General features: G+C 68.2%; 23 protein-coding genes. 15 read left to right on the forward strand and 8 right to left on the reverse strand.

What is annotated here, in order from left to right:
* Both ACTJK8_RS26590 and ACTJK8_RS26595 read right to left on the reverse strand, forming a co-directional pair.
* Nucleotides 1-1,104 (reverse strand): type IV secretory system conjugative DNA transfer family protein, encoded by a 1,104-nt coding sequence (locus ACTJK8_RS26590; RefSeq protein ID WP_440762781.1) that lies wholly within the window; start codon nucleotides 1,102-1,104, stop codon nucleotides 1-3.
* A gap of 4 nt (nucleotides 1,105-1,108) precedes the next feature.
* Nucleotides 1,109-1,579 (reverse strand): hypothetical protein, encoded by a 471-nt coding sequence (locus tag ACTJK8_RS26595; protein ID WP_440762782.1) that lies wholly within the window; start codon nucleotides 1,577-1,579, stop codon nucleotides 1,109-1,111.
* A 6-nt stretch (nucleotides 1,580-1,585) separates the two neighbouring features.
* Here ACTJK8_RS26595 and ACTJK8_RS26600 point away from each other — a divergent pair, with 6 nt between their 5' ends.
* Nucleotides 1,586-1,822, forward strand: a complete 237-nt coding sequence (locus tag ACTJK8_RS26600) for a hypothetical protein (protein ID WP_440762783.1) — start codon at nucleotides 1,586-1,588, stop codon at nucleotides 1,820-1,822.
* 10 nt (nucleotides 1,823-1,832) lie between these two features.
* On the opposite strand, the gene ACTJK8_RS26605 is transcribed toward ACTJK8_RS26600, so the two are convergent.
* On the reverse strand, nucleotides 1,833-2,399 hold the full coding sequence (locus ACTJK8_RS26605) for a hypothetical protein (protein WP_440762784.1): 567 nt from the start codon (nucleotides 2,397-2,399) through the stop codon (nucleotides 1,833-1,835).
* A complete protein-coding gene (locus ACTJK8_RS26610) occupies nucleotides 2,396-2,803 on the reverse strand; it encodes a hypothetical protein (RefSeq protein WP_440762785.1) in 408 nt (135 codons plus the stop codon). Before ACTJK8_RS26610 ends, ACTJK8_RS26605 begins: the two co-directional genes overlap by 4 nt.
* A gap of 234 nt (nucleotides 2,804-3,037) precedes the next feature.
* On the opposite strand from ACTJK8_RS26610, the gene ACTJK8_RS26615 reads away from it, so the two are divergent.
* The 8 genes from ACTJK8_RS26615 (at nucleotide 3,038) to ACTJK8_RS26650 (ending at nucleotide 10,769) form a co-directional block, all read left to right on the forward strand.
* Nucleotides 3,038-3,835, forward strand: a complete 798-nt coding sequence (locus ACTJK8_RS26615) for a hypothetical protein (protein ID WP_440762786.1) — start codon at nucleotides 3,038-3,040, stop codon at nucleotides 3,833-3,835.
* An 82-nt stretch (nucleotides 3,836-3,917) separates the two neighbouring features.
* Nucleotides 3,918-4,103, forward strand: coding sequence for a hypothetical protein (locus ACTJK8_RS26620; protein ID WP_440762787.1), 186 nt, complete (start codon nucleotides 3,918-3,920; stop codon nucleotides 4,101-4,103).
* Nucleotides 4,100-4,753: a DotI/IcmL family type IV secretion protein gene (locus ACTJK8_RS26625; RefSeq protein WP_440762788.1), complete on the forward strand. Its 654-nt coding sequence runs from the start codon at nucleotides 4,100-4,102 to the stop codon at nucleotides 4,751-4,753. The genes ACTJK8_RS26620 and ACTJK8_RS26625 overlap by 4 nt, the downstream gene beginning before the upstream one ends.
* A gap of 287 nt (nucleotides 4,754-5,040) precedes the next feature.
* The gene (locus tag ACTJK8_RS26630) at nucleotides 5,041-5,895 is read left to right on the forward strand and encodes a DotH/IcmK family type IV secretion protein (RefSeq protein ID WP_051475823.1); all 855 of its coding nucleotides are present in this window, start codon (nucleotides 5,041-5,043) and stop codon (nucleotides 5,893-5,895) included.
* A gap of 12 nt (nucleotides 5,896-5,907) precedes the next feature.
* A complete protein-coding gene (locus tag ACTJK8_RS26635) occupies nucleotides 5,908-7,107 on the forward strand; it encodes a DotG/IcmE/VirB10 family protein (RefSeq protein WP_024827552.1) in 1,200 nt (399 codons plus the stop codon).
* Nucleotides 7,107-7,364 (forward strand): hypothetical protein, encoded by a 258-nt coding sequence (locus ACTJK8_RS26640; RefSeq protein ID WP_440762789.1) that lies wholly within the window; start codon nucleotides 7,107-7,109, stop codon nucleotides 7,362-7,364. Before ACTJK8_RS26635 ends, ACTJK8_RS26640 begins: the two co-directional genes overlap by 1 nt.
* Nucleotides 7,365-7,368: 4 nt before the next feature.
* Nucleotides 7,369-10,353 (forward strand): hypothetical protein, encoded by a 2,985-nt coding sequence (locus tag ACTJK8_RS26645; protein WP_440762790.1) that lies wholly within the window; start codon nucleotides 7,369-7,371, stop codon nucleotides 10,351-10,353.
* Between the two features lie 20 nt (nucleotides 10,354-10,373).
* Nucleotides 10,374-10,769, forward strand: coding sequence for a hypothetical protein (locus tag ACTJK8_RS26650; protein ID WP_440762791.1), 396 nt, complete (start codon nucleotides 10,374-10,376; stop codon nucleotides 10,767-10,769).
* A gap of 7 nt (nucleotides 10,770-10,776) precedes the next feature.
* On the opposite strand, the gene ACTJK8_RS26655 is transcribed toward ACTJK8_RS26650, so the two are convergent.
* The 4 genes from ACTJK8_RS26655 to traA form a co-directional block, all read right to left on the reverse strand.
* Nucleotides 10,777-11,670: a hypothetical protein gene (locus ACTJK8_RS26655; RefSeq protein WP_440762792.1), complete on the reverse strand. Its 894-nt coding sequence runs from the start codon at nucleotides 11,668-11,670 to the stop codon at nucleotides 10,777-10,779.
* Entirely contained in the window at nucleotides 11,667-13,157 is a 1,491-nt protein-coding gene (locus tag ACTJK8_RS26660) for a Fic family protein (protein ID WP_440762793.1), read from the reverse strand. The genes ACTJK8_RS26655 and ACTJK8_RS26660 overlap by 4 nt, the downstream gene beginning before the upstream one ends.
* A 119-nt stretch (nucleotides 13,158-13,276) precedes the next feature.
* The gene (locus ACTJK8_RS26665) at nucleotides 13,277-13,564 is read right to left on the reverse strand and encodes a hypothetical protein (RefSeq protein WP_440762794.1); all 288 of its coding nucleotides are present in this window, start codon (nucleotides 13,562-13,564) and stop codon (nucleotides 13,277-13,279) included.
* A 195-nt stretch (nucleotides 13,565-13,759) separates the two neighbouring features.
* Nucleotides 13,760-17,389 carry a Ti-type conjugative transfer relaxase TraA gene (gene traA / locus ACTJK8_RS26670; RefSeq protein ID WP_440762795.1) on the reverse strand — a complete coding sequence of 1,210 codons (3,630 nt, stop codon included), beginning with the start codon at nucleotides 17,387-17,389 and terminating at the stop codon, nucleotides 13,760-13,762.
* 254 nt (nucleotides 17,390-17,643) lie between these two features.
* On the opposite strand from traA, the gene ACTJK8_RS26675 reads away from it, so the two are divergent.
* From ACTJK8_RS26675 to ACTJK8_RS26700, 6 genes are all read left to right on the forward strand, one after another.
* Nucleotides 17,644-18,006 (forward strand): TraC family protein, encoded by a 363-nt coding sequence (locus ACTJK8_RS26675; RefSeq protein ID WP_012329823.1) that lies wholly within the window; start codon nucleotides 17,644-17,646, stop codon nucleotides 18,004-18,006.
* Complete coding sequence (locus ACTJK8_RS26680; protein WP_012329822.1) at nucleotides 17,990-18,187, forward strand: conjugal transfer protein TraD; 198 nt, start codon at nucleotides 17,990-17,992, stop codon at nucleotides 18,185-18,187. Before ACTJK8_RS26675 ends, ACTJK8_RS26680 begins: the two co-directional genes overlap by 17 nt.
* The gene (locus tag ACTJK8_RS26685) at nucleotides 18,184-20,175 is read left to right on the forward strand and encodes a conjugal transfer protein TraG (protein WP_012329821.1); all 1,992 of its coding nucleotides are present in this window, start codon (nucleotides 18,184-18,186) and stop codon (nucleotides 20,173-20,175) included. Before ACTJK8_RS26680 ends, ACTJK8_RS26685 begins: the two co-directional genes overlap by 4 nt.
* A gap of 422 nt (nucleotides 20,176-20,597) precedes the next feature.
* The gene (locus ACTJK8_RS26690) at nucleotides 20,598-21,143 is read left to right on the forward strand and encodes an RNA polymerase sigma factor (protein WP_012329812.1); all 546 of its coding nucleotides are present in this window, start codon (nucleotides 20,598-20,600) and stop codon (nucleotides 21,141-21,143) included.
* Nucleotides 21,144-21,245: 102 nt separating this feature from the next.
* Nucleotides 21,246-22,244 (forward strand): FecR family protein, encoded by a 999-nt coding sequence (locus ACTJK8_RS26695; RefSeq protein WP_440762796.1) that lies wholly within the window; start codon nucleotides 21,246-21,248, stop codon nucleotides 22,242-22,244.
* A 166-nt stretch (nucleotides 22,245-22,410) separates the two neighbouring features.
* Entirely contained in the window at nucleotides 22,411-24,900 is a 2,490-nt protein-coding gene (locus tag ACTJK8_RS26700) for a TonB-dependent siderophore receptor (RefSeq protein WP_012329810.1), read from the forward strand.
* Nucleotides 24,901-25,291: the final 391 nt, after the last annotated feature.

The raw sequence follows: 25,291 nt of genomic DNA on the forward strand, positions 1-25,291 counted from the left end.
TCAGCCTCCCTTGGGCGCGGCCAAGCGCTGGAACTTCGGGCTGACGACGAGATCGATGGTCTGCTCGCCGACCTTGGCGGATCGACCGCCTCGACCGATCCGCGAGGCGGTGGACCGGACCTGGGTGACCGGCAGGCTGACGGCGCCCTGCTGGGCCAGGTCGTGATAGCGGCGCATGCCGGCGAGATCCCGGTCCAGGCGGTCGAAGTTCGCGTCGAACTCGAAGCGGGCCTGCTCGACGCCGATCCCGAGGCCGGCCTTGTAGCCGGCGTCCCAATTCGCCTGCTCTTCGGCGCCCTTGGGCGGGGTCCACGTGCCGGTAGAGCCGGGAGGTGAGGGGACGATCAGATAGTCGCGCCAGCTCGGCGGTGCGACGGCGAGGCGTGCCTGACGCACGATCTCGAACGACCCGAGCGCGGTCTGGATCGTCCGCGAACCGTTGACCTGCTTGACGTCCCGCAGCTCGGAGATGACCGGCGGGACGATGTGGCCTTCGATGAGGAGCGTCTCGAACGGGTACTTGGCGTCCAGCCGCCGGCCGATCTCCGGCGTGGCGAGATAGTCGGCGATGCGGTTCAGTTCCTCGACGTAGCCGGCCTGGATCCCGGCGGTGCGGCCGTTCTTCTGCACGACCTTGGCCGGCCGGTTGGCGTCGCCGAAGATGTCGGCGGAGTAGCGCGACAGGTCGGCGTTTTGCGGATGCGGCGGCACTGGCGCGGTGGTCTGCGTCAGGGCATCCGGCTGCATCGGCGGCGGCCCGGATTGGCCGGGGAGCGCCTGCGCGCCGTAGGTCAGGGCGCCGAGCGCCTGGGCCTGTGCGGATCCGTAGTAGCCGGGCGGGGGATAGCCACCGTAGACGCCGGGTGGGGGGTAGCCCCCATAGTAGCCGGAAGGCCCGGGACCGACATACGGGCCATACCCGTTGGGCATGTAGCCGGGTCCTGCGTATGCCGGGTAGCCGCCATAACCACCGTAGGCGGGACCGGGCAGCACCGGCTGGCAGGCGGCTGGATTGGCCGCGCAGTAGGTGTTGGGCACCTGGGCTGCGGCTGGCACCGAGGCGGCGGCCAGGAATGTCCAGAGAAGAATGCCGTGGAGGCGCACAGGCTCAGACTCCGTGCTTCTTCAGCTCGGCGTCGATGTGGCTCGACGTGTTCGGAGTGACACAGCCCGAGAGGACCAGACCCAGGCCTCCGAGCGTCATAACGGCGAGCACGAATTTGCCGGGGCGGCGGCGCGTGGCCTGCTGGACGGCGACGATCCTGGTAAGCATGGACAACGACAATTTCCCGAGTGAACGGCACGCATGGGCGTGATCTCTTTTCTCCGCCGCGTCGTCTCCAGACGAGTCGGGGTCGAGCACCGGCAATTCCGCGCGCTGACCGGCACCGTCCTCGGCGGTGAGCGCGCGCGCTGCCCGCATTGTCGGCGTGGGCGCCTCCGGATCGATCCGGAGGCGAACGACGTGCGGATCTGCGATGCCCCGGCCTGCGGCGCGCGCGTGCCGTTGTCGGCGCTGGCAGAGGTGTTCGCGGTCGCCGACGATCAGGCCGCGCGGGTGGCGGCGCAGGAGCGCCAATCCGCCGTGCTGTTCCTCGCCGGCGCCGAGGGGCTCCTGGTTTTCTGCGCGGCCTGGGCGATCTGGACGAGGTCCTGGGCGACGCTGCTGGGGGGGACCCTGCTGTCGATCGTCGTCGGCGCGATGGCCCTGGTCGCGCGCTATCGCGCTTGGCAGATCCAGAACGGGCGCATGTTCGAGCGACAGGCCCCTCTCGGAGCCTATCTGCGTTGGGAACTCGCGGGCCTGCTCGGCCGTCGGTGACGCGGGCATCTCAGCGACCCATCATCGCGCAGACGTTGTCCAGGGACACGTCCATGTGGATCGTGTTGCCCACGAGCCGCGCGACGTCGTTGACGAAGAAGGCCAGGGTCCCGCCGACGAGGTACATGACGGCCGAGCCGGCGCCCGGGTGATGGGCGGCGGTCGCATGGTAGAGCCTGAGCGCGGCCGTGAACCACGCGACCGAGCCGAGCGCCATGAAGAAGTAGGAGATCGCGACGCGGATCTCGTCGCAGGGCGCGGTGCGGTCGATCACGCCGTAGTTGAACAGGTTGTACGTGATGTTGCCGCCCAGGACGAAGCTGTTGGCGAAGCGCCACAGCAGGATGGGGGCGACGATCATCGCGCCGGCGAGCACGATCTTCCCGATCGCCACGTCGATCGTGACCGGGCGGTTGGAGAATTTGTACTCGCCGGCGGCGACGTTGTAGAGCGCAAACAGCCCGCCGGTACCGACCCAGATACCGAGCACGGCGATGAGGATGAAGACAAGCTGGACGACGAGCGGGAAGATCTCGCTCAGGGAGACCAGCAGGGCTCCGAGATCCGGGACGATCACGGCTTACCCCCGCGGCTGGAGCTGATGGCTCGCTTGGCCCGCTCTTCCATCTCCGCCTGAGCCGCCTGCTGGCTGAGCAGGAAAGCATCCAACCGTTCCATGCGCTCTTCGAGGGCGCTTACGCGGGCCCGCAGCTCCTCGAGCGACAAGTCGGTCGGATCGGCGTCGACCTTCGGCGCCCGATAATGGCGGTCGTCCACGACCTTTCCATCGACGTAGCCGAAGCTCGATCGTCCGGATTGAGGGGCCTGGGCCAGCGCGTAAGATCCGCAGCCGGCTGCGATCGGAGCCGCGAGGAGAGCAGCCAGCGCGAAGATCACGACGGCATGGTTCAACCCTCTGCCCTCAGGCCGAGGCCTCAAAGGCTGGGTGTGGGTGATCCCATTTTTGATCCAGTCACGCATCTTATCATCCGAGCGCTTCTCAAGTCTACGTGTGTAAATTTACAGAATCATTCCCAATCTCCGAGCGCTTCATTCGATCGATTGGATCCGATTTTAAATGCGTCAATTTCTAGTTACGCATTTCTATTTTGCGATCGCGCGGACGAGCCTGCTTGCCAACTATTGACACGCATCACGCCGCTTCGCAATAACCGTTAAGTTGGCGTTAAGGAACGGCCGGGGATCCGATCGACTATGCAAGGCGCGGTCAAGCACATCGCGTGGGCATCATCCGTCGCGGCATGTGTATATTTTGTGGCCGTCAACCACTGGTCACCGGTCCAGATCACTGCCCCCAATCAAATCGGCAGCACCAATACTTCGCTTGGTGTTCTGTCGGGACGTGTGATCGATGAGGTAGCCCCATGGGCCGCGCGGAAACCGGTGGGCGAGCCCTATCCGCGCGCGCCCGAGGCCGCTGTCGCGGCCATCCCGCCGACAGCCAACAGTTCCGGACCACTCGCCGGTGCCGCCGGCCCATCGAGCTCGCTGGCAGCGATCGAGGATCCCGCCTCGGCCCGTCAAGTGATGCAGATCCTCGGCAAGCTCGAAGCGGTCGCGGATGTGCCGCCGGGGACGCCCGCCGAGCGGGTGGCGACCATCTTCTTCGATCCGCGCTGCCCGTACTGCCATGCCGCCTTCACGGCGCTGCACGGCCGGATCGCCGCACGCTGGATCCCGGTCGTGGTTCTGGGCGAGCCGGAAGCCGGCAACCGCATGGCGGCCGCGATCCTCGCGGCTTCGGATCGGCAAACCGCCCTGGCGACGACGTTCGACCGCAAGCAGGACCCGGGCGGCACGCCGGCCACGGATCTCCTGGCCAAGGTCGCGGAGAACCGGGAGGCCTTCGCCGGCGTCTTCGCGGCCGCGCCCAGCCTGAAGCCCGGCGTGCCGACGCTGTTCGTACCCAGACCCGACGGCCGGGTGACGATTCAGGTCGGGTTCCAGGCGGGTGATGAGGCCAAGCTTCAAGCCCTGATGAACGGCGGCTGAGATGGCCTCCCGAACGACCGTCGGCGCTTTCAGCGTCCCGTCCTTGCCCGGCTGCACGCCTCCATCCGTCTTGGAGGCCGAGATGGTGCGCCTGTCGCGGGTCGCCTCGATCCTGTGCGGGGCCATGGTGGTATCGCTGGCCGGCACGGTCTGGCTGGCGCACGCCGCGGTCCGGCGTGCGGACGTCATCCCCTACGTCGCCGACGGCGGCGTGTTCGGCTGCGCGGTGCGCCTCGTGCCGACGCCGGCCGGCAAGGCGCGCTCGTGAAGGGTCTGGCTCAGATCGAGCGCGAGGCCGACGCCGGCCGCTCGATGATCCGCAACCTCTGGATCTGGATCGGCCTGCTGTCGGGCTTCACGACGCTGTCGCTGCTGGCCAACTTCATCCTGGCCTATAACGCCTTCTATCGCTTCCCGATCAAGCAGTTCGTCTGGACCTCGGACGCGCAGGCGGTCTGCGATGCCATCCCGCTGACCGAGCCGAGCATCAGCCAGGCGCGGCTGAAGGACTTCGCGGTCAGCGCGGCCGTCACCCTCAACAGCTACGATTATGCCAACTGGCGGGCGCTCATCAACAACGCCCTGGCGCAGTTCTTCACCCCAGGCGGGCGGGACCGGTATCGCGCGGCGCTGCAGGAGAGCGGCGTCATCCAGAAGGTCGTACAGAACTACCAGACCGTGTCGGCCGTGACCACGGACCCGGCCAACATCGCCGAGGAAGGCCGCATGAACGGCCGGTATTACTGGCGCGTCGAGGTGCCGATCCAGATCTTCTACCGGACCAACATGGAGACGAAGGTCGAGCGTCGGCTTCTGACCATGACCGTCGTCCGGGTCGACCCGTCGCCGATCAACCCCAACGGGATCGCGATCGACGCCGTGATCTCGACCCAGCAAGTCACGAACCAGGTGCCCTGATGCGCTCTCCTGCTCCCGCATGGCTGGCGCTCGCGATAGCCGTGGCGACCACGACGGCAGCCGCACAGCAGCCGGCTCCCCCGGCGAGCGAACCGTTGCCGGGTCCCGCAAACCCCGCGCCGATCCCTTCCGCATCCGCAACCCGGGCCTCGGACGGCAACATCCGGCGACCGAGCGGCGTGCCACCCGTCGGGGCGGGGATCCCGACGACAGGTTCGTCAGTGGCGGCACCACCGCCAACCCCGCGGGAACTCACGCCGGACGAACTCACCGACCTGAAAAGCCGCATGGTGACCGGTGCCCGGCGGGTGATCCTGGATCCCAAGGAGATCACGGACCTGCGGCGTTCGGTGCTCGACGCGCAAGGGGCGGCCAATTTCCCGGGCCGCGACGGCCGGATGCCGCGGCCGGAACCGCGCCAGATCTCGGTCACGGAGCGCTCCAGCCTCAGTGCGCCGGAGACGCTCAACCTCGCCTTCGGGGTCGTCAGTCCGATCACGTTCGTGGACGCGAAGGGCCGGCCCTGGCCGATCGCGTCCGTGGCCTACGACCCGCGGCTGTTCGCGCAGGACGGCGCGGGCTGCGGCACGGACGCGCCCCTGGGTGCCTCGCGGGTCGCCGCCTCGGCCGGCGGCGATCGGCCGAGCTCGATCAACCTGATGCCCTGCCGGGTCGACACCTGGGGCAACATCCTGATCCGCCTGGAGGGGTTCGCCTACCCGGTGGCGCTGATGGTGCTCAGCGGGGTCAGCGATCACGTCGACATCCCGATCACCGTCCGGGTCGCGGGCGCCTCGCCGCTGCAGCCGGTCGCCACGGCCAGGGCGGGCAGTACCGGGCCGCGGCCATCCCGATCGGGTCCGGTGCCGACCGTGAACGGCGACGCCCAGCTGCTGCACCTGTTCGGTGCCGGCACGCCGCCGCGGGACGCCCAGGCTCTGCGCGCCTCGGGCGGCGCCCAGGCCTGGATCTACCGCGACCGGATGTACGTGCGCGCCCGCGGCAGCCTGCTGAACCCGCCGCACGAGGCCTCGGCCGAGGCCGCCGACGGCTATCGGGTGTTTCAGCTCGCGCGGCCGAGCGCCCGGCTCCTGGCCGAAGGCCCGGACGGGTCGGACGTGACCATCACCGTCGACTTCTGAGGGAAGCGCAGGATGGCGATCAATCCCGTCTACCTCCTGATCGGCGGCGTCGTGTCGGTCCTGGCGCTCGGCACGGCGGTGGTCATCCTGGCCGATCGGCCGGGTACGGACATGGGCGCGGCGGGCCAGTCGGAGATCCGCGGCACCACGCCGAACCCGGCCAACGATACCATGAAGCCGGTCGGCCGCCAGGAGGCGGACCGGCGCGCGGTGGTGAACCAGCGACTGGCCGAGGAGCGGCGCCCCGGGGAGAACTTCGTCGCCCAGCCGGTCATCGCCGAGGCGCGCGGGCCGCAGCGTGGCGAGATGCCCGACAACCCGCCCACTGCCCAGCCGGCACAGCCGCTGGTCGCCGCCGCGCAGCCTGCTCGGCCACCGGCCACCGCCCCGCCTCCTGAGACGATCGTGATCTACCGGGACGTGCCGACAGCCCCGGTGCCGAGCCCGGATCAGGTCGCGGCCATCGCCGAGCAGATCAAGACGCTCCTGAAGCCGGCGCAGGGCGGCTTCGCCGTGCGCGCCTTCGACAAGGGCGAGCGGCCACTGCCGCAGTCACCGGTCGCCACGGGGCCGTTCGGGCCCGGCGTGCGGCACGCGATGGTCGCGCGGACCGGCGACGTCGCCTACGCACTCCTCGATCGTGGCTTCAATTCCGACGATCCGGCCGCACCGGTATTCGCGACCATCACCGACCTGGATGCGCATGGACAGCCTGGGCCGCTCAACGGGGTGCGGCTGATGGGCCAGATCGTCTACTCGGCGACGCAGGCCTCGATCCGGTTCGGCACCCTGATCCTGCAGGACGGCCGGCAGGCGCCGACCCAGGCGGTCGCGATCACCGTGGATCAGGCGCGCACCGGCGTGGCTGACGATGTCGATGAGCACACCCTGTCCCGCTACGCCAATCTGGTGGTGGCGAGTCTGATCCAGGGTGCTGGCCAGCTCGGGCAACAGCTCACGCAACAGAACACCTACACCGTCTTCGGCAACGGGTACGCCGTTCAGTCCGGGCGGGGCATCAACTGGCCGGCGGCCGGGATGGGAATGGCGATGCCCCTCGGGCAGGCGCTGACGGCCGTGGCGGCGCGCAACTTCAACCAGCCGCCCACCCTGTCGTCGCCGACCAACTTCCCGATCGGGATCGTGTTCCTGCAGCCGATCGTCCTGCCGGTCTACGGCGCTGGCTCGCCGGCCGCGGCCCGGGGTCCCTGATGTACGGCGACGGCAAGGGCTTGGCCGATATCCTTCGTGGGCTGATCGCGGCGGCGGAGAGCTACGCCGTTCTGGCCATCGTGGTCGCCACGGTGCTCGGCATGTTCCTGGCCGGCTACGCCCTCGTGCGCCTGCACCGGGCCAATCAGGCCGAGGACGGCACGGCGCTGGGCTGGATGATCGCGCTGATCGTCGCGAGTTCGATGACCTGCCTCGGCGTCGTGCTCGGCAGCGTCTCCTTCCTGTTCGCGGATTGAGCCGATGCGCGGGGCCGACCTGTTCTGCGATCTCGCGGGCTTCGAGCCGGAGCGGGACGAGCCCGTGGTCTTCGCCCATGACGGCTCGCAGCTGACGCTGATCGAGATCGACGGGACCCGCTCGATCGTGTCGGCGGAGGACTACGAGCGCAACGTGGTCGAGCGCTTCGCCGGTGGGATCTCGCAGATCCTCAAGCGGCCGGGCCATCAGCTCAGCATCTCCTACGAGAGTTCCCTGAACGTCGAGCGCGTCCTCGATCCCGCCGCGGAGCGCCAGGGGCGGCACGCGCGCCAGAAGGGCCTCGCGATCGAGGCCCTGATCGAGGAGGGCCGCGCGGTGCTCGAACGCCGGGCGCGCTCGGAGAAGATCCTGCTGGCGGCCTGGACGCGCCCGACGGCCGGCCGGCCCGAAGAGGTGGTCCGCGAGCAGAAGGAGAACGTCAAGGCGTGGCGCGCCCTGCCCCCGGCCGAGTCGGCGCAGAGCCCGTACCTGAAGCTGGGGGCACTGGAGGGACCGCACGCCGCGTTCGTCCGTCGGATCCTCGAAGCCCTGTCGGAGGCGCGGATCCAGGCCCGGGTGATCGGGCCCGACGAACAGGGACGGCGGCGGGATCTGGAAGAGATCCGCCGCGGCATCCTCTACCACGAAACGCCGGCGGGCTGGTCGCCCTACGGGCCGGGCGCGCGCCGCTACCCAGGCGCGAAGGAACGGCACGACGCGGACGTGTCGGAGTTCTTCGCCCCCACGGTCGCCCGCCAGATCATGACGAGCAATGTCACGACCTCAGCCAACCTGCGCACGGTCGAGGTCGGCGGCCGCCGTTACGCGGTGGCGGTGATGCGCATGTTCCCGGCCAGCATCCAGCCATTCAACCGATTGATCCAGAGCCTGCTGGAGGCCTCGTCGAAGTCGGCCGACATGCCGTTCCGGGTGTGCCTGCATCTGGAGGCGCTGAAGAGCGGCGACGTGAGCCTGCGTCTGCGCAAGGTCATCGCCGGGCTACTCGCTTGGGCGAGCCCCGGCAACCGGAACCTGTTCGAGGCCCTTCGCGGGCTGGACGAGCTGCTCGGCCGCGACGACGAGGCGGTCGTGAAGGCCCGCCTGAGCGCCGTCACCTGGTCGGAGCCCGGCGAGGATCCGATCATCGTCGAGCGGCGTCGCTCGGTCCTGGTCAGCGGCCTGATGACCTGGGGTGAGGCGGTGGTCGCTGACGCGGCCCACGACCCGCTGCGGGGCCTGTGCGAGACCATCGCCGGGATGACGCTGCAGGCGCGCGTCCCGCCGGGATCGCTCGCGCCCTTGGGCGACGTCGCCGCCATGCTGCCGTTCCACCGGCCGGCCGAGATCTTCCGGCAGGGCCAGACGATGCTCACGACCCCGGAGGGCAAGCCGATGCCCTACGAGGCCCTGTCGGCCGAGCAGCTGTTCTGGCTGACGCTGATCTACGCGACCCCAGGCTCGGGCAAGTCGGTGCTGATGAACCGGCTCAACGTCGAGTTCGCCGCCTTCAGTCCGGGGACGCTGCTGCCGTTCCTCGCGATCATCGACGTCGGCGTCAGTTCGAGCGGCGCAATCGAGCTGATCCGCAACGCCCAGGCGGCCGAGCGGGGCCACGAGGCCTACTACATCCGCCCGCAGAACGATCGCGAGCACGCGGTCAACCTGTTCGACCTGGGCCTGGGACGGCGCACGCCGCTCGACCGCGAGCGGACCTTCATCGAGAACTTCCTCACGACGCTGCTCAAGGTCGACCACCCCGAGTTCGCCCTGCTGGTCCCGCGGCTGATCGCGCGGGTGTTCCAGCTCAAGAGCGATCTGGAATTCTCCAGCTCGCCCGCGGTCTACCAGCCCAACGTCGATCCGGAGATCGACCGGTTGGTCGGTCGGCACGGGATCGGCGTGACGGAGCGGACCCGGTGGTGGCGGCTGGTCGACGCCTTCGTCGAGCGCGGCCTGTTCGTGGCCGCTGAGCGGGCGCAGCGTTACGCGATGCCGTTGCTGGAGGACCTCGCGCGTGTGCTCGGCGAGCCGATGATGGCGCAGGACTTCACGCCGGATCTGGTGCGCCTCGTCCAGCGCGCGCTCGAAGCGGCGATCGAGAAGTACCCGATGTTCGCCCGGCCGACGCGGCTCGACCTCGGACCGGCGCGCGTGGTGTCGATCGACCTGCAGGACGTGGCGGTCCGGCACAAGTCGCCGGAGGCGGAGCGCAACAACGCGCTGATGTTCATGATGGCGCGTCAGGTCTTCCTGTCGAAGATCTCGGGCCACGCCGACGAGATCGCGAAGATGGACTTGCCGACCGACGAGGGGATGCGGTCGGCCTACGTCCGGTACTGGGAAGTGCGCTATCACGAGATTGCAGAGACGCCCAAGCGCCTGTGCATGGACGAGTATCACCTCACGGGCGGCGTCGAGTCGATCGCCAAGCAGGTGAAGTCGGATGCGCGCGAAGGCCGTAAGTGGGGCCTGGAGCTGATCCTGGCGTCCCAGCTCCTGGCCGACTTCGACGTGCTCGCCGACATGGCCTCGACCGTTCTGGTGTTGAACGCGGACTCGAACGAGGTGCGCGAAGAGGCGCGCCGGGTGTTCGGCTTCGACGAGGCGGTGAAGACGGCTCTGGAGCGCCACGTCCACGGCCCACAGGGGCGGCGCGGCGCGAACTTCCTCGCCCGGTTCAAGCTGCGGGAGGAGGAGCGCTGGATCGTGCTCAACAACAGCCTCGGTCCGCGCATGCTCTGGGCGCTGACCACGAAGGCCGAGGATCGGCAGGTCCGCGACGAGCTGTACCGGCGGCTCACGGTCAACGAGGCACTGCGGATCCTGGCCGCACGGTTTCCGGATGGCACGGCGATCGACCTCTGGAACCGCGTCGCGGGCCGTGCGCGCCAGGGTGACGACCGGATCGCGAAGACCATCGTCGATCAGGTCTTGGGAGAGCTTGTGGGGGGCGACGGCGGCGGGAGAAAGCCCGCCTTGGTCGCCTGACGAGGAAAAGGGGGAACACTATGCGGTTGAATGACTTACAGTACAGGATCCTGGCGAGTGCGACACTGTGGGCCACGGCCGCGGCTTCGGCGCTGGGCCAAAGTTCCTCGTCGGATCCGTCGGCGCCGCTCGACCTGCTGAAGACCGCGCGCCAGAAGGCGCAGAACAGCTCGCTGAACGCGGACAGCATCGCGTCGGGCGGCAACAAGGCCGGTATCGTGATCATCGTGCTGTTCGCCGTGGTCGGGATCGGGCTGGCCGGGGTGAGCGGAGTGCGGCTGTACAAGGCGGCACAGGACGACAGCGGGCGCGAAGACACCGGCCGGGCCATCGCCGGTCTCGTGATCGGCGCGGCCCTAACCATCCTCGGCGTGGTCATCGGTGTGGTGACCAACTACATGACCGGCAGCAACTGATCCCGGCTCAGTCGAGCTCCGCGGAGACGACCCGCTCGTGGAGGAGCGGGTCGGCGAAGCGCAGCCACGCCACCGCCGTCACGGGGAATACGCGTTTGTCGCGCGCTGCGACGGTGAGCGCGGCCAACGCGTCGTGCATGGTCGAGGCGGCAGCGAGGCAGGCGTGGGCCGCGTCGAGCGCCCGAAGATCGCGGCCGGACAGCTCGGTCATGACCTGGGTCAGCGTGTCTTTGATCAGGGTCAGATCGCTGGGCTTGGGCTCAGGGTGATCCGCGCGAACGAGCCGCCAGACGAGTCGCGTCACCGACTCGATCGGAGTTCGGTCGGCGATCGGCGCCAGCGCGTCGGTCGCTAGGGCTAACGTCGCCGCCTGCGGCCAGGGCAGGACCTCCATCGCGGTCCAGACCGCCGAGCCGTCGCGCAGGTCGCGCAGGCCAGCGAAGGGATTGGGTTCCGGTCGCGAGGATCGGGCGAGCGGTCGCCCGGGCGGGATCAGGTGCGGAAAAGCGGGCTGCAGCGCCGTTCGGATGGCCTCGGTGCCGAAGCCGCCCGGGGGGGCGGCCAGAACCGCTCGGAGATGCCTCCGCGACACCTTGCGGTAGGCCGCCCAGCCGATCGCCGCGGTGCCGACGGCCGAGGCGAGGCCGAAGGGCAGGCTGGACTTGTAGATCGACAGGAAGTCGAACGGCTTCTCGGCCGGGACGCTGGTGAAGTATCGGCCCCAGCCGGTGAACAGCCACAGGCCGGCCGACTCGGCGATCCGGACGCCGGCATACAGGCGCCCCAGGATGGGAGAGGCGGCAGCCCAGATGGCGGCCAGCAGGCCCATACTGGCGAAAGCGAGGAGGGCCGCGGCGACGAGGGCGATCGAAGAAATTCTGCCGGAGGATCCAGTACTCATTGGCCGAGGCCCGGCCCATCTTGGGAGAGGTTGCGCTGCTGGGTGCGGGCATGAGCGAGTTCCTGCTCGGCCAGCACGCTGTCCCGCAGAGGCTGCAGCACCGCGCGGATTTCGTCCAGAGCCCGCGGATCCGGCAGCAGCTCGGCCGCCGCCGCCGGAGAGCCCTTGGCCAAGGTCGCGGCCCCGGGACGCCCGAACCGTTCGTAGACCGCCGCCTGGATCGTATGCACCTCCGCCATGAGGGTCGGGTCGGCCGCGATCTCCCGGGGCGAGCGGCTGGCCAGCGCGGCGGCCAGCGCGGCCGAGGGCGCCGGCACCGCGATCCGGTCGCGTTGGGCTTGGCGCTCAGCCTGCGCCTTCAGTTCCGCCAGCGCGGCCGCGGTGGCCACCTGCAGGGCTCGCGCCGCCCCCTCGAAGGCCGGCAGCGCGGCACGCGCCGCCTTACGCGCCTTATCCTCGCCGAAGGTGCCGCGTCCGCCGAGCAGCTCGTCGTCCCGAGGGGTCGCGACGGACTGCGGCTCAGGGCCGCGATGCTGCGCGACGGCGCTTACGGCTCGATGCGGCTCACGGAACACCCTGGCGGCTGCCTGCTCCAGCTCGGAACGGGCGTGGCGGACGTGGGAGCTCCGGCCGAGATGGGCCTCGATCGCGGCCGGCTGGAGGGTCGGAAGGCTCGCCTGTCGTCGGGGTGGGATGAGAGCCCGCACCTCGACGGAGGCCTGGGCCGGCTCCTGCCGGACGGACGGACGGGACGGCAGCTCGTCAGGCCCGAGGACGCGCACGGTCACGCGCTGGTTGTTCTCCGGCCGGTCTGGAAACGAGCGGAGCGGCACGGCGGCGACGTGATTGGCACGCTGGATCAGCACCTGATCGTAGGTCGTGGTCAGGACCTGACCACGGACCTCCGTGCCGATCTCGGCGCGCATGATCCGGGGATGGCCGAGCAGGCGCATCACCTCGACGGCCTCCGAGGAGAGGCGCCCCAGTTCGGGGTGGGCGCGCTGAAGCTCGGAACGGCGGGCCTCGGCGATGAGGCTCGCCAGAGGCGCGAGCTGGCCGTCGTTGGCGAGCACGAGCGCATCGCGGGTCTCACTCGCGACCCGGCTGAGAACCGTCTGATCCAGCGCGAGATCGCGCGCGCGGGTGAACTGATCGACGAAGGCGAACAGGGTGCGGGTGTTGCCCTCGCGGAAGGGATGCGCGCGCCAGAGCTCCGCGATGGTCCCGGCGAACTGGCCGGCCTCACGGCGCGCGGCCAGGTCGGTCCACTTCGTGTTACGCAGCTCGTTGAGTGCTCTCTCGGCGTCCCGCGCGATGTCGGGGGTGTCGCTGTAGAGAACGCTGCCACCCTTGAGGACGACCTCCGTCTTCCAGATGTCGATGGTCCGGATTTCCCCGGCCCAGTCGTACACCTTCTCGAACAGGCGGCGATGGACGTCGCGGTAGTGATCGAGATCGAAGGCGCCGGTCACGGGGGACCGGCGCATTGCTTTGAGTGCCGCGAATGAATGGGCTTGCTCGAAATCCGCGAGGTCTTCCGGATCGCGGAGTCCGGGCTTGTTCCTGAGAACGTTGGTCCCTGAGTAGACGTAAGGATCGCCGGCGCTCATGCGGCGTCGACCTTCTCCTTCTGGCGGCGGGCTCTCGTAGCCACGAGGCCTTCGTCCAGGGTTATGAGATCTCTCTCGGCGAGGAGGCTGACGAGCTGGAGCGATACGCTCATCTCGTTGCCGGAGCCGCGCATGATCGCGAGTGCCTGCTCGTCGTCATGGGTCGCGAGCCCCCGGACGAGGGGAGCGAGTTCGCTGTCGGGGACACCGCTCGCGATGCGCTCCAACAGGGCGACGGCCCCTTCACGGGACATGAGCGGATGAGCACGGGTTGGATCGGACATCACATCGTCTCCTACAAGGAAAGCTCGAACAACCCAACAAGTTTTATAACATAAAAGTGGCAGAAAGTCAAGTATAGATCAAATTCTGAGCGATCCGTCTATGCCGCGACGGCGGCTTCGCCTCCAGATCGCAATCCTCCCTCTGTTGAATTCTCGGTCCGAACACATAGGATCCGATCTCTCACTCTGATGCGCTCACAGACCGGGGCTTAGATCTCGACGCCGCCGCAAATCCTGTTGCGGGACTTGGTCCAGCTTGCCCTGTCGCGCCAATCGGGCGGCGAGGATGCCGGCACCGTTCATGAGATAGCGCAGCTCCTGGGTGACCGGGCCGTGGCCCGGCGGGAGCCGCGGCTCCAGCCGATGCCCGATCGAGCCGTCACGCCCGAACCGCTCCCCCGCCGCCCGGGCGAACGCCTCGATCTCCGGATACAGCGCTTGATCGGCAACCACCCGCGCGACCGCCGCATCCTGCGTACCGGGCTTGGCCTGCGCTACGGCGCGGATCGCCTCCTGGGCAGCCACGCTGAGCCCCGGCAGGGCAATGCGCAGGTGAGCGCGATAGGCCAGCTCGTCCCGGCGTGCGGCGGCGAGCTGCGCCTCGTGGGCCGCCTTCAGCTCACGGGCCTCGCGCCGCGCCACCGGCAGCGAGCGCACGGCCCAGTCGCGCTGCCGCTTCGCCGTCTTGGAGGCGAACAGCCCGGTCCCGCCGTGCAGGCCACCGAACCGCTCCGGCGCAGCGAGCAACGCGTCGACCCGTTCGGCGAACACGGCTTCCGGCTGCGTCAGCTCGGCCTGGATCGCAGCCAGCAGCGGCTTCGGATCCCGGACCATGTCGGCCAGGGTCTCCGCCAGTTTGGTTCGCGGTCGGTCGACGGTCTTCATCGCGGCCGCCCGGGCAGCGACCGCCGCCTCCAGGCCGGTCTCGCCCAGATCCACGGCCGCGAGGAACGGCATCGGCGGCGGCCGATCCTGTGCAGCGTCGGCCGGAGTCGGCGCCGGCTGCGCCGAAGGTCGATCCGGAGCCGGTGGCTCGACCGGAGCGATCGAAGCCGCCACGCGGGCGCGCGGACCCGCCATCGCCGCCCCGAGCCGATCGGACAGGCTCCGGAGTTCCGCCCATTGCAGGCGTAGTTCGTCCACCAGCCCGCGCAGACGCGCCACCAGCCCTGGCCAGACCGTCGCGGGCCCGTTCAGACCGCGCCGCTCCGCAAACGCCGAGGCCAGCGCCCGCAGGTCCCGCGGGCGCACCCGCTCGGCCGTCAGTTCCTCGCGCCGCTCCGCCACCGCGAGCTGACGTTCCAGATCGGCCAGGCTCGCCGCGACCGCTGGGTTGGCCAGCCGTGCCGCCTCCTCCCGGTAATCCGCCTCGCCCTGGTAATCGAGCGTCGTCTCCTTCGCCCCGTCCCGCGACAGGCGTCGCACCAGACCGGTCAGGGCCGCCTCGTCGTACTCCGCCGCGCTCGGCGCCGAACCGAGCTTGCCCTCCAGCTTGTCCCGCCGCCAATCCGGGATGAAGTCGGCATGGGCGGCGTGCAGCACCGCGCTGTGCCGGTGGCGCGTCATCGCCACGTAGGCGAGGTGCCGGTCCATGCCGGGTGTGGCCAGCACATGCACCCGATCGAGCGTCGCACCCTGGCTCTTGTGCACCGTCGCCGCGTAGCCGTGGTCGATGTTGCGGTAGGCCGCCTCCGCGATCTCGACCACCCGACCGTCGCCGACGCCGTCCTGGTCCAGGCGCACCCTGAGAAGACCGTTCGCCACCGCGACAACGCTGGCCAGCATGCCGTTCTTCACGCCGAGCTGCCGATCATTCTCCAGGAACAGCACCCGGTCGCCAGCGGCGAACTGGCGCTCGCCGCGCGCGGTCATGAACCGTGCCTCGCCCGCGAGCCGACCTTCGGCCTTCAGGGCCTCACGCGCCAGCGCGTTGAGGGCGAACACGTCCTGATTGGTCTGCGCCAGGATCAGCGTTTCCGTCGGCCGACCGTCCGGCTTGGTCGCCAGATAATCCGGCTTCCAGGCCGCGATCAGCGCCGCCCGGGCGGCCTCGCGCGAGGCCGTGAACCGTACCATCCCGAGTTCGCGGTAGGTCGTAAGCGCCGCTTCGGTTTCCCCGCGGGCGAGCGCCACGGATGCTTGGCGCATGCGCGGATCGGATTGGCGCCAGATCTCGGCCAGCTCGATGTAGCCCACAGCCTCGGTAATTGCCCGGAACGCCGCACCCGCCTCGATCGGCTGCAGCTGCATCGCGTCGCCCACCAGCACAAGCTTGGCCCCGCGCCGCTCCACCGCCTCGACCACCCGCGCGAGCAGCTGCGAGGACACCATCCCGGCCTCGTCGAGCACGAACACGTCGCCCGTTTCGAGTTGGTCCCTGCCTTCTTTCCAGGCCAGTTCCCACGAGGCCAGCGTGCGGCTCGCGATGCCGGAACTGCGCTCCAGGCCTTCGGCCGCCTTGCCGGCGAGCGCCGCGCCGAACACCCGGTGCCCGGACCCAGTCCAGGCCGCATTGGCCACGCCGAGCATGGTGGATTTGCCCGCGCCGGCGAAGCCGACCACCGCCGCGATCCGCTCCCGGCCGGTGACATGAACGACCGCCTCGCGCTGCGCCTCCGACAGGCTCGGGCGTGCGGCGAGGGCGGCATTCAGGGCGGCCTGTCCGACCACGTGGGAGTGCTCGGTCCAGAGCCGCGCGGCACCCGCCTGCATGGCCAGTTCCGTGCGCAACATCGTGCGCGTCGTGAACCGGGCCTGCGCGATCACCCGCTCAGTCTCCGGGTCGATCACCTCGGGGCAGACCGCCACCAGCTCCGGCGACGTTCCCAGCCGCAGTCGCACCGCCTCGAAGGTCGCCGGATCGTCGACGTAGCGGAACACCGCTCGGGCGATGTCGCGCTCCTCGAACACGCTCTTCTCGCGCGTCAGGATCGGCAGCAGCAGGCCCGGATCGGCCACGATCGCCGCGGCGTTGCGAGCGCGCAAAGCCCGCTCCTCGGTGACGCGGGCGGCTTCCTTTCCGTTCACCGCCATGTTGGTGGCGGTGACGCCGACATGCCCGGTCGGCTCCAGCGCGATGCCGGCTTCCGCGTGCGAGCGGTGATCGATCCGGACCTCCAGACCCGCCTCCGCGAGGTGGCGATTGGCCGTCTCGGCCCAGCTCCGCCGCCAGCCGGCGAGTTCCTTCATCGGTGCAGCCATCCGCTCGTAGCGGGGCTTGCCGTCATCCCGGTAGACGACGTTGCCGGCCGCGTCGCGCAGCAATTCGAACTTCGCCGCGAAGCCCTGTTCGGTCATCCGTCGCAGCGGGATCATGACGTGGAAATGTGGGTTGCCGGCAGCCTCGTGTACGGCCCAATCGGCCACGAAGCCCTTGGCGGTGACTTGGCTCTCGATCCAGTCCCGAGCGAGCGCAAGGGCCTGCTCGCGAGTGAGTTCCGCCGGCAGAGCGATGTTCATCTCCATCGCGAGGCCGGTGCCCTTCAGGCCCTCCTTGGCCTCGACCGCGTTCCACAACACCTCGGAGGCACCGCGATCGTCGCGGCCGTCGATGGCCGTACGGAACCAGGCGGGGACCTCGGCCGGCAGGCTAAGCTCGGCGTGGGTGACATGCTCCTTGGCGCCGTAGTCGAACACCTGACCGGTGGCCGCGCAGGTCAGTTCGGTGGCGCGCCGATATGCGGCCGCGGCGACGGCGCTTCGGCCCTCGGCTCTGCTGATGATCTGCGCGCTGAGATGGTAGATCGCCAAGCCCGCCCCCGAGGACTTGGATAGCACTGCCAGCGGGGAAATCAAGAATTTCCCCATAAGTGCGCCCTTCGCCAAAGCTCCGGGATCACGCAGAGGCACTATGCGCCGTAGATCTGCATAGACTCGATCCCTATCGGTCCAGAAATCCACACAAAATCAATTCGCTCGATGCAACGGCAAGCTGTCAGATGGTGCGGCCGGCTGCCACCAAATCTTTGAGAGATGCAGAATATTTGAACGATCCACGTAGCAGATCACTTCGCATCGGGCGGGACGCTTGCTATCCTGTGATCGCACATTCTTCCCGTGGTCATGGAATCCTGCACGACATGGCAAGGCTGCAATCCCGTAAGACGATCCTCAAGGAGATCGCCGCTCTCCAGGAGAAATTGAAAGAGCACGACAAGGCACAGGCCGAGCGGATCGGGCGCCTCGCCCTCAGGTCCGGTCTCGCCACGCTGGATATTCCTGAAGCCTCGTTGATGGCCGAGTTCGAAATCCTGGCGACGCGATTTCGCCAGCAGGCCGCTGCCGAGCCACAACAGACCGGAGAGGAGTCCCAAGGAGAAGGAAGCGAAGCTGACGGGATCGGCGATCCCGGAAGCTCCTCGACGGACGCGAGCGACGCCGAGGCAGCGACTGATCCGGCGCCTGCGGCGGTTGGAAAGACAGCTCGTGAACGCGCGGCGTGACGAGCGGCGCACCGACGCGCACCTCAAGATCCAGCTCGGCGGTCTGATCGTGAAGGCAGGACTTGCCGCCATGCCACGCGATCAGCTTCTCGGCCTGCTCTTGGATGGAAAGGAGCGTGCCCGGGATCCCGACACCGCCGAGCATTTCGTGCGGCTCGGAGAAAAGGCATTCCGGGAATGAAGTGGTGGGCTGCTGCGGCGATCGCGGCCGCAATCCTCGCGATCTACCTCGTCATGCTCCTAGTCATCTGGCCTTGGATGCTGTGGTGCTTCCCGTATAATCCGGGCTACACGCTCGCCTATCGGTCCTGCCGGGTGGCGACGATCGTGGCGCCGGCGATCTTCTTGATGGGCGCCTCAGGCTTGTCGAGAAAGACCGACCTCGGCCGGGTGGTCGCTGGAGTCGGCTCCCTGGTCCTGCTCGGCCTCATCGGCTGGACGGTATTTGACGAGGTCCGTCGTCTCAGCCGGTTCTCGCCGGCCTATCCCGTCGGCCAGATCCTCCACTTCGTCGACGTGCCGCTGTTCTGCGGATGCATGTTCGCGCTGTTCGTGGTGATCGTGGCCCCGCTCGTTTCCCTGGTGAAGGTGCGGCGCACGGCGCGCGGCTACGATCGGCCGTTGCGCTCGAATTCGGCGGCCTTCGGTGACGCAGAGTGGGCGAAGATGAAGCACGTCGCCGAACTGTTTCCGCCGGACGGTCTGATGCCGATCGGAGAGCGCTACAGGGTCGATCTGGACGATCGGGCAACCCGGGTGTTCGACCCCTCGGATGCCAAGACGTGGGGCTCGGGTGGCAAGCGTCCGCTGATGGGCTTCAACTGCAATTTCGGTTCGACCCACGGCCTCGTCTTCGCTGGATCCGGTGGCTTCAAGACCACCGGTTTCGTCGTGCCGATCCTGCTGCGCTGGCCGCACAATGCTGTCGTCCTCGATCCCTCGCTGGAGGTGCATCCGATGGTCAGCAAGTTCCGGGAGAAGATGAAGCCGGGCGTCGAACGCAAGGTGATCCGGATCGATCCCAACGAGGAGAACAGCGGCTTCAACGTGCTCGACTGGATCGGCACGGGCTTGGGAAGTCCCGAGGAGGATATCGCCGCCGTCACATCCTGGATGACGACCGGAAAGGTGACGCGCGACGATCCGAATTCGTTCTTCCGCAACTCCGCCCAGCAGCTCCTGCGGGGGCTGCTCGGATACATCTGCCTCAACGCATCCTATGAGGGTCCGCGGACCTTGCGCGCCATGCGGGAGATGATTTCCGATGACGAGCCGCGCTTTCGGGCGCGGCTGCGCGAAATCGTCGATGCCGAGGAGGAAGGCTCATTCGCACGGCTGGCGCTCGGTCCGTTCATGGCCATGACAGAGACGACGTTCTCGGGCATCTATTCCACGGCCTCGGAGATGACCGACTGGCTGTCCTATGCGCGCTATGCCGGCCTCGTTTCGGGCGGATCCTTTTCCAGCCAGGACCTGGCGACGAGCGACATGGATGTCTTCGTCTGCCTCGACATCAAGACCCTCGATAACCACTCCGGCCTGGCCCGGGTGATCTTCGGCGCCCTGCTGAATGCCCTCTACAACGCCGACGGCAGGGTCAGGGAACGGGTCGCATTCCTGATGGACGAGGCGGCCCGCCTCGGCCACATGAAGATCATCGAGACGGCCCGGGATGCCGGCCGGAAGTACGGCATCACCATGGTGATGGTGTACCAATCGATCGGTCAGCTGCGCGATCAATGGGGCGGAAAGGACGCGCTGTCGGCGTGGCTGGAGTCGACGTCCTGGCAGTCCTTCAGCGCGATCTCTGACCTCGACACGGCCAAGTGGCTGTCTGAGCGTTGCGGGTCCTATACGCAGAATATCGTGTCCTTCAGCCAGCAAGCTCGTTCGGGCGGCGGAAAAGGCGGGGGCGGTGTCAGCGTGTCGGCCTCGACCGCGCTGCAGAAGCGCCCGCTGATCTTCCCGGATGAGATCATGTCGGTCATGCGCCGGGATGAGCAGCTCCTGTTCGTGGCCGGTATCGCCCCGATCCGCTGCGGCCGACCGATCTATTTCCGCCGCCCCGAGATGGTAGCGTTGTGCGGTCAGAACCGGTTCGCCAAAGCCGGCCACCCGATAGACGTGGCGACAGAGCGGACGGCCATCGGATCTGAAGATGCAGCGTAGACATATGCAGAGCCTCTTTTACCGCCCAGTCCAACCAAGCCAAATCGCCTCAGGGCCTGGGCTTGATCTGTTTGGTCATGGGGATGTCCGCGATGGGTGGATATGCGACTGTCCGCTTCCAAGCGCAGAACGCATTAAGCAGACCCTGTTGTGCGCCCGCCTGCGACTGATTTCATTGTCAAAGCTTCGGACCGATGCCAGGCGCTGCCCCAAGCTGCGCAAGACGAGAAACAGTATGTTGTCGTATCGGCGAGGATACCGCTCATTAGTAGGAGCTGCAATCTACTTGAAGTTATATCAATTCCAAACAATTGCGATATTATCTTTGGTGTGGTTTCTGCGTCATAGTCCTTCAGCTGGGGAGTTGCGATCAGATCCGCTTGCGACGCAGCCGCTACGGTGCGGTGCATCGGATCGATTTCATGGCCGCGGCTTCCGATACCCAGAGCGAGCGAAATGCGCGGTTCGGTCTGCTCTATCGCTCCTACCAAACTGCGCTGCTGCGCTTCCTCACCAACCGAGTTGGCCGAGAGGACGCACCTGACCTGGTTCAGGAAACCTTCGTACGTATGGTTCAGAGCGGTACGGACCCCGGCGTCATTCGGAACGACAGGGCATTTCTCTTCCATGTCGCAGGCAATGTGGTCGCCGACCATGGCCGAGCAACCCGCCGCCGCAACCGGCTCCTCACGCCCGACGAGGTGGATGCCCTTCTATCCGTGCCCGACGAGTCTGCGCGGCCCGATCGGGCCGCGCAGGCGCGTATCGAGGGGCAGCACCTGGCCCGCGCGCTCGCCGAGATGCCGCCGCGACGCGCCGAGGCGTTTCGGCTGAGTCGGCTGAATGGCCTGAGCCATCAGGCCATCGCGAGCCGTCTCGGCGTGTCGGTCCGGACGGTGGAGGGGGAGATCCGGATGGCCCTCGATCACTGCGCCGAGCGGCTCGGCCGGCGGCCCCCGAACCCGTGATTGCGGGGGCGACCGGCCCGGAACGTCGAATGACTGGGGCAATGGGCGTATGGCATAGCCGCAGCGGCGGTACGGACACCGAGTGGAGCGTTTGCGGAGAGCATGACGACGGCCCACGACGATAACGGGCATCGCGACGCGGCGCACGCCCGCATCGAGGGGCAGGCCCGGGCCTGGGTTGTCCGCCTGACATCGGGCTCGGCCACAAAGGCCGATGCGGAAGAATGTGCGGCTTGGCGAGCGGATCCGGAGCACGATGCCGCGTTCCTGGCTGCCGCCCGCCTCTGGCAACTGACGGGGCGTGCCTTCGACGGGGGAGCGGCTGTGACCGGCCGGCAGACCTCCGCCCGGCCGACACGCCGCCACGTCCTACGCCGGGCGGCCTGGGGGGTCGGAGCCGCATCGATCGCTGCGGGTTGCGGCGCCGTCGCCCTGCGCTGGCCGGAACTCAGCGCGACCTACCGCACCGGCACCGGTGAGCTCCGGACGATCATCCTTGCGGATGGCACGCGGCTCGAACTCGATGCCGAGACGTCCCTTGATGAGGGCGGTGCGGACCGGCGGCCGGTGCTGCGCCTCCACACCGGCGCGGTCGCGGTCACCGCCACGGACGGCGTGCCGGTGACGGTGCAGGCCGCCGGCATGCGCGCGACGACCAGTGGATCCGCCGGCGAACTCGCCGTCAGCTTCCGTCCGGCGCCCGACGCAGCGGGCTGGTTCGGCGGCCGAGTCGTCACGGTCTCGTGCCTCGCCGGGGGGGTTGAGGTCAGGGAGAGCGACGCGGCAGCCTCGACCCTGCTTCGCGCTGGATACAGCATCGCGGTCGGACGTGGTCCGGCGGCCCCGCATCCCCTGGACAACGCCACGACAGCCTGGCGCCGCGGCCTGCTCGTCTTCCGGGATACCCCGCTCGCCACGGTGGTGGACGATCTCAACCGCTACCGGCCCGGACGGATCGTGCTAGCCGGCAGCGTGGCCGCGTCGCGCCGCGTGACAGGCGTATTCCATCTCGACCGGCCAGACGAGGCGTTGACCAGCATCCGCACCGCGCTCGGCCTCGCCGAGTACCGCCTGGGCGAGCGCCTCATCCTCCTGCGCTAGCAGCCACAAGTTTTTTTGCGGGCTTCGCCAGCCCAGACGTCTCAGCACCCGGGCAGGCACGGACGACCTGCCGATGAGCGGCGGCACGCCGCGCGGGGACGGTGGGCTGATGAGCGGGCGGGACGCATGGGACGCAGTACGCGGTGCAGGACGAGACGGACGTCGGATGGCGGCAGGATTGAGCGGTCTCGCGGTGCTCGTCGCCGCCATCCCGAGTCCGGCCTCGTCGGCGATTGCGGCGGGACCGGATCTCGGGCAGGCGATCAGGCCGGTTATTCGCGTCGCGGCATCGCACCCAGCTGAGGACGGGGCAGTAGTCTTCACGATCCCGGCCGGTCCCCTGGACGAGGCACTGGCCGCCTTCGCGTCGGCGAGCGGCGTGCAACTGATCTACGATGCCCAGACCTCCGGGCGGCTCAACTCTACCGGGTTGTCCGGCCGCTACAGCCGTGATGAGGGGCTGCGGCGGTTGCTCACCGGGACCGGCTTGGTGCCGCACTTCACAAGCGCGCGCGCGGCGACCCTGATCCGCGTCGTGGCCGAGGCCGTGCTGCCCGGACAGGACGGGACCGCCGTCACCCTCGACATGCTGGAAGTGATGGGCGAGAGCGCGGTCGGTCCCGTCAACGGCTACGTCGCGCGCCGCAGCGCGACGGCTACGAAGACCGGCACGCCGATCCTCGATACCCCTCAGGCGATCAACGTGATCGGCCGAAAGGAGATCGAAGATCGACAGGCCCAGACGCTGACTCAGGCGCTTCAGTATACCCCCGGCGTCATCGGCCAGTACGGCAACACCGATCTGCGGGTCGATTGGCTAACCGTGAGGGGCTTCGTGCCTGGCCGCTATCTCGACGGCCTGCGCCTACCCTTCGGCGCCCGCGGCTACTCGCAACCGCGCATCGAACCCTACGGGCTGGAGCGCATCGAGCTCTTGAAGGGGCCGTCCTCCGGACTCTACGGTCAAAACTCGCCCGGCGGGCTCCTGAACCTGGTCAGCAAGCGGCCGAGTTCGGTTCCGCTCGGCGAGATCCAGCTTCAGACCGGCAGCTTCGGTCGCGTCCAGGGCGCGTTCGACCTGTCCGGGCCCATCGATCCCGACGGACGCATTCTCTACCGGCTCACCGGTCTCGCGCGCACCACTGGCACGCAGGTCGATTTCCTGGAGGAAGACCGGGTCTTCATCGCGCCGAGCGTGACGTTTCGCCCGGACTCCGACACCAGCCTGACGATCCTGTCGCAGTACCTAAAGATCGACTCGCCCGGGGGCGGCGCACCTCAAGCCCTACCAACGCTCGGCACCCTCTACGCCAACCCGCTGGGGCGCATTCCCACCCGCCGCTTCATCGGCGAGCCAAACTACGACCGCTTCCGCCTGGAGCAGGGTTTCGTCGGCTACGCCTTCGAGCATCGCTTCAACGACGTCTGGACCGTGCGGCAGAACCTGCGTTTCTCGCACGTCGATACCGACACGCAGCGCGTGCAGGGTATCGCCCTCGGCGCCGACCGGCGAACCCTGTCGCGCTACGCCTGGGCCTTCCCCGAACGCGCGAACCTTTTCAACATCGACAACCAGGCCGAGGCGCGCTTTCACACTGGCCCCTTCGCCCATACGTTGCTCATCGGCCTCGACTACCTGCGCGAGGATGCGCGCTATGACGAGTCGCAGCTGCGCATCGTGCCGTCGATCAACGTGTTCGCGCCGGTGTACGCCAACACCGTGACGCGCCCGCCGGTCGGCACGCGGATCACGCAGGGCCGCAACCAGACGGGCCTGTACGCTCAGGACGAGATCCGCATCGGCGGCTTCACCCTGACGCTCAGCGGGCGGCAGGACTGGGCCGATGCGGTGACCCGCACCCGCACGGTGGCAACTGGCGCGACTACCCAGGTTCGACAGGACGACGCAGCTTTCACGGGGCGTGTCGGACTGAGCTACCTCTTCGACGGCGGCCTCGCGCCTTATGTCAGCTACGCCACGTCCTTCCTGCCGACCTCCGGCACGAACCGGCTCGGATCCCCCTTCGCGCCAACCACCGGTGAGCAGATCGAGGCCGGCATCAAGGCACAACCCGTGGGCACCAACCTGCTCATCACGGGCGCCGTGTTCGATCTGACCCAGCAGAACGTGCTGACGCCCGACAGCTCGGACTTCCGCTTCAACACCCAGGCGGGCGAGGCACGCGTCCGTGGCGTGGAGCTGGAGGCGAAGGCGAGCTTGACGGACAGCCTCGACCTGATCGCCTCCTACGCCGCGATGCGCAGCGAGTTCACACGGGCGAACGCCAACGCGGCTGGAACCAGCATCGTGGGCAACGAACTGCCTTTCGTGCCGCGGCACCAAGCGGCCGCGTGGCTCGACTATACCGTTCGGACCGGACCCTGGGCCGGCTTCGGGTTCGGGGCCGGTGTGCGCTACATCGGCACCTCGGTCGGCGACAACGCCAATCTCTACCGGATCCCGGTGGTGACGCTGGTGGATGCCGCGATCCGCTACGATTTCGGTTACCGCTACCCTGCCCTGAAAGGTGTCGATCTGGCGGTCAACGCGACGAACCTGTTCGATAAGACCTACGTGACGACCTGCATCGCGGCGACCGGCTGTTACTACGGCAACCGGCAGACAATCCTGGCGACACTGCGCTATCGCTGGTAGTAACATTAAAAGTCGGGGCGCTGATTTGCACCCCGATGGTGGCACTCTACGAAAGCCGACGTTGCCCGACGGTTGATGAATGGCCGCTTTCGGGAGGTCCCATTGACTGTCTGAACGGCTGACATGGGTCGGTAGCGGCAGGACCGCTCGGGGTGGTTTTCGGACCGCCTGCATTTGGACGTCTCGGCTTCAACGCCGTAGGATCGCGTCTGTTCGCATGCCGAGGGCCCGTTCTTGCCGGTTGGGTTTCGATCAGGTCGGTGTCTGGACCCATCGCGCTCCAACTGGGAGGGCACCGGCGCTCGCCCACTGTCGTGGTCAGCTTGGTATCCCGCCGCTGACCTCAACGTTGCGGCACACCCTGGCCGAGCATCGTGGTTCAAGCTGCGAC

Source organism: Methylobacterium sp. 22177, assembly GCF_052045615.1.
Lineage (GTDB): Bacteria > Pseudomonadota > Alphaproteobacteria > Rhizobiales > Beijerinckiaceae > Methylobacterium > Methylobacterium radiotolerans.

Coding starts and splice junctions, on each gene's coding strand:
- ACTJK8_RS26640 (WP_440762789.1), top strand. CDS start 7,107: ATGTACGGCGACGGCAAGGGCTTGGCCGATATCCTTCGTGGGCTGATC.
- ACTJK8_RS26690 (WP_012329812.1), top strand. CDS start 20,598: ATGGCCGCGGCTTCCGATACCCAGAGCGAGCGAAATGCGCGGTTCGGT.
- ACTJK8_RS26635 (WP_024827552.1), top strand. CDS start 5,908: ATGGCGATCAATCCCGTCTACCTCCTGATCGGCGGCGTCGTGTCGGTC.
- ACTJK8_RS26620 (WP_440762787.1), top strand. CDS start 3,918: ATGGTGCGCCTGTCGCGGGTCGCCTCGATCCTGTGCGGGGCCATGGTG.
- ACTJK8_RS26685 (WP_012329821.1), top strand. CDS start 18,184: ATGAAGTGGTGGGCTGCTGCGGCGATCGCGGCCGCAATCCTCGCGATC.
- ACTJK8_RS26700 (WP_012329810.1), top strand. CDS start 22,411: ATGGCGGCAGGATTGAGCGGTCTCGCGGTGCTCGTCGCCGCCATCCCG.
- ACTJK8_RS26660 (WP_440762793.1), bottom strand. CDS start 13,157: ATGCGCCGGTCCCCCGTGACCGGCGCCTTCGATCTCGATCACTACCGC.
- ACTJK8_RS26645 (WP_440762790.1), top strand. CDS start 7,369: ATGCGCGGGGCCGACCTGTTCTGCGATCTCGCGGGCTTCGAGCCGGAG.
- ACTJK8_RS26675 (WP_012329823.1), top strand. CDS start 17,644: ATGGCAAGGCTGCAATCCCGTAAGACGATCCTCAAGGAGATCGCCGCT.
- ACTJK8_RS26615 (WP_440762786.1), top strand. CDS start 3,038: ATGCAAGGCGCGGTCAAGCACATCGCGTGGGCATCATCCGTCGCGGCA.
- ACTJK8_RS26655 (WP_440762792.1), bottom strand. CDS start 11,670: ATGAGTACTGGATCCTCCGGCAGAATTTCTTCGATCGCCCTCGTCGCC.
- ACTJK8_RS26650 (WP_440762791.1), top strand. CDS start 10,374: ATGCGGTTGAATGACTTACAGTACAGGATCCTGGCGAGTGCGACACTG.
- ACTJK8_RS26630 (WP_051475823.1), top strand. CDS start 5,041: ATGGTGACCGGTGCCCGGCGGGTGATCCTGGATCCCAAGGAGATCACG.
- ACTJK8_RS26665 (WP_440762794.1), bottom strand. CDS start 13,564: ATGTCCGATCCAACCCGTGCTCATCCGCTCATGTCCCGTGAAGGGGCC.
- ACTJK8_RS26695 (WP_440762796.1), top strand. CDS start 21,246: ATGACGACGGCCCACGACGATAACGGGCATCGCGACGCGGCGCACGCC.
- ACTJK8_RS26610 (WP_440762785.1), bottom strand. CDS start 2,803: ATGCGTGACTGGATCAAAAATGGGATCACCCACACCCAGCCTTTGAGG.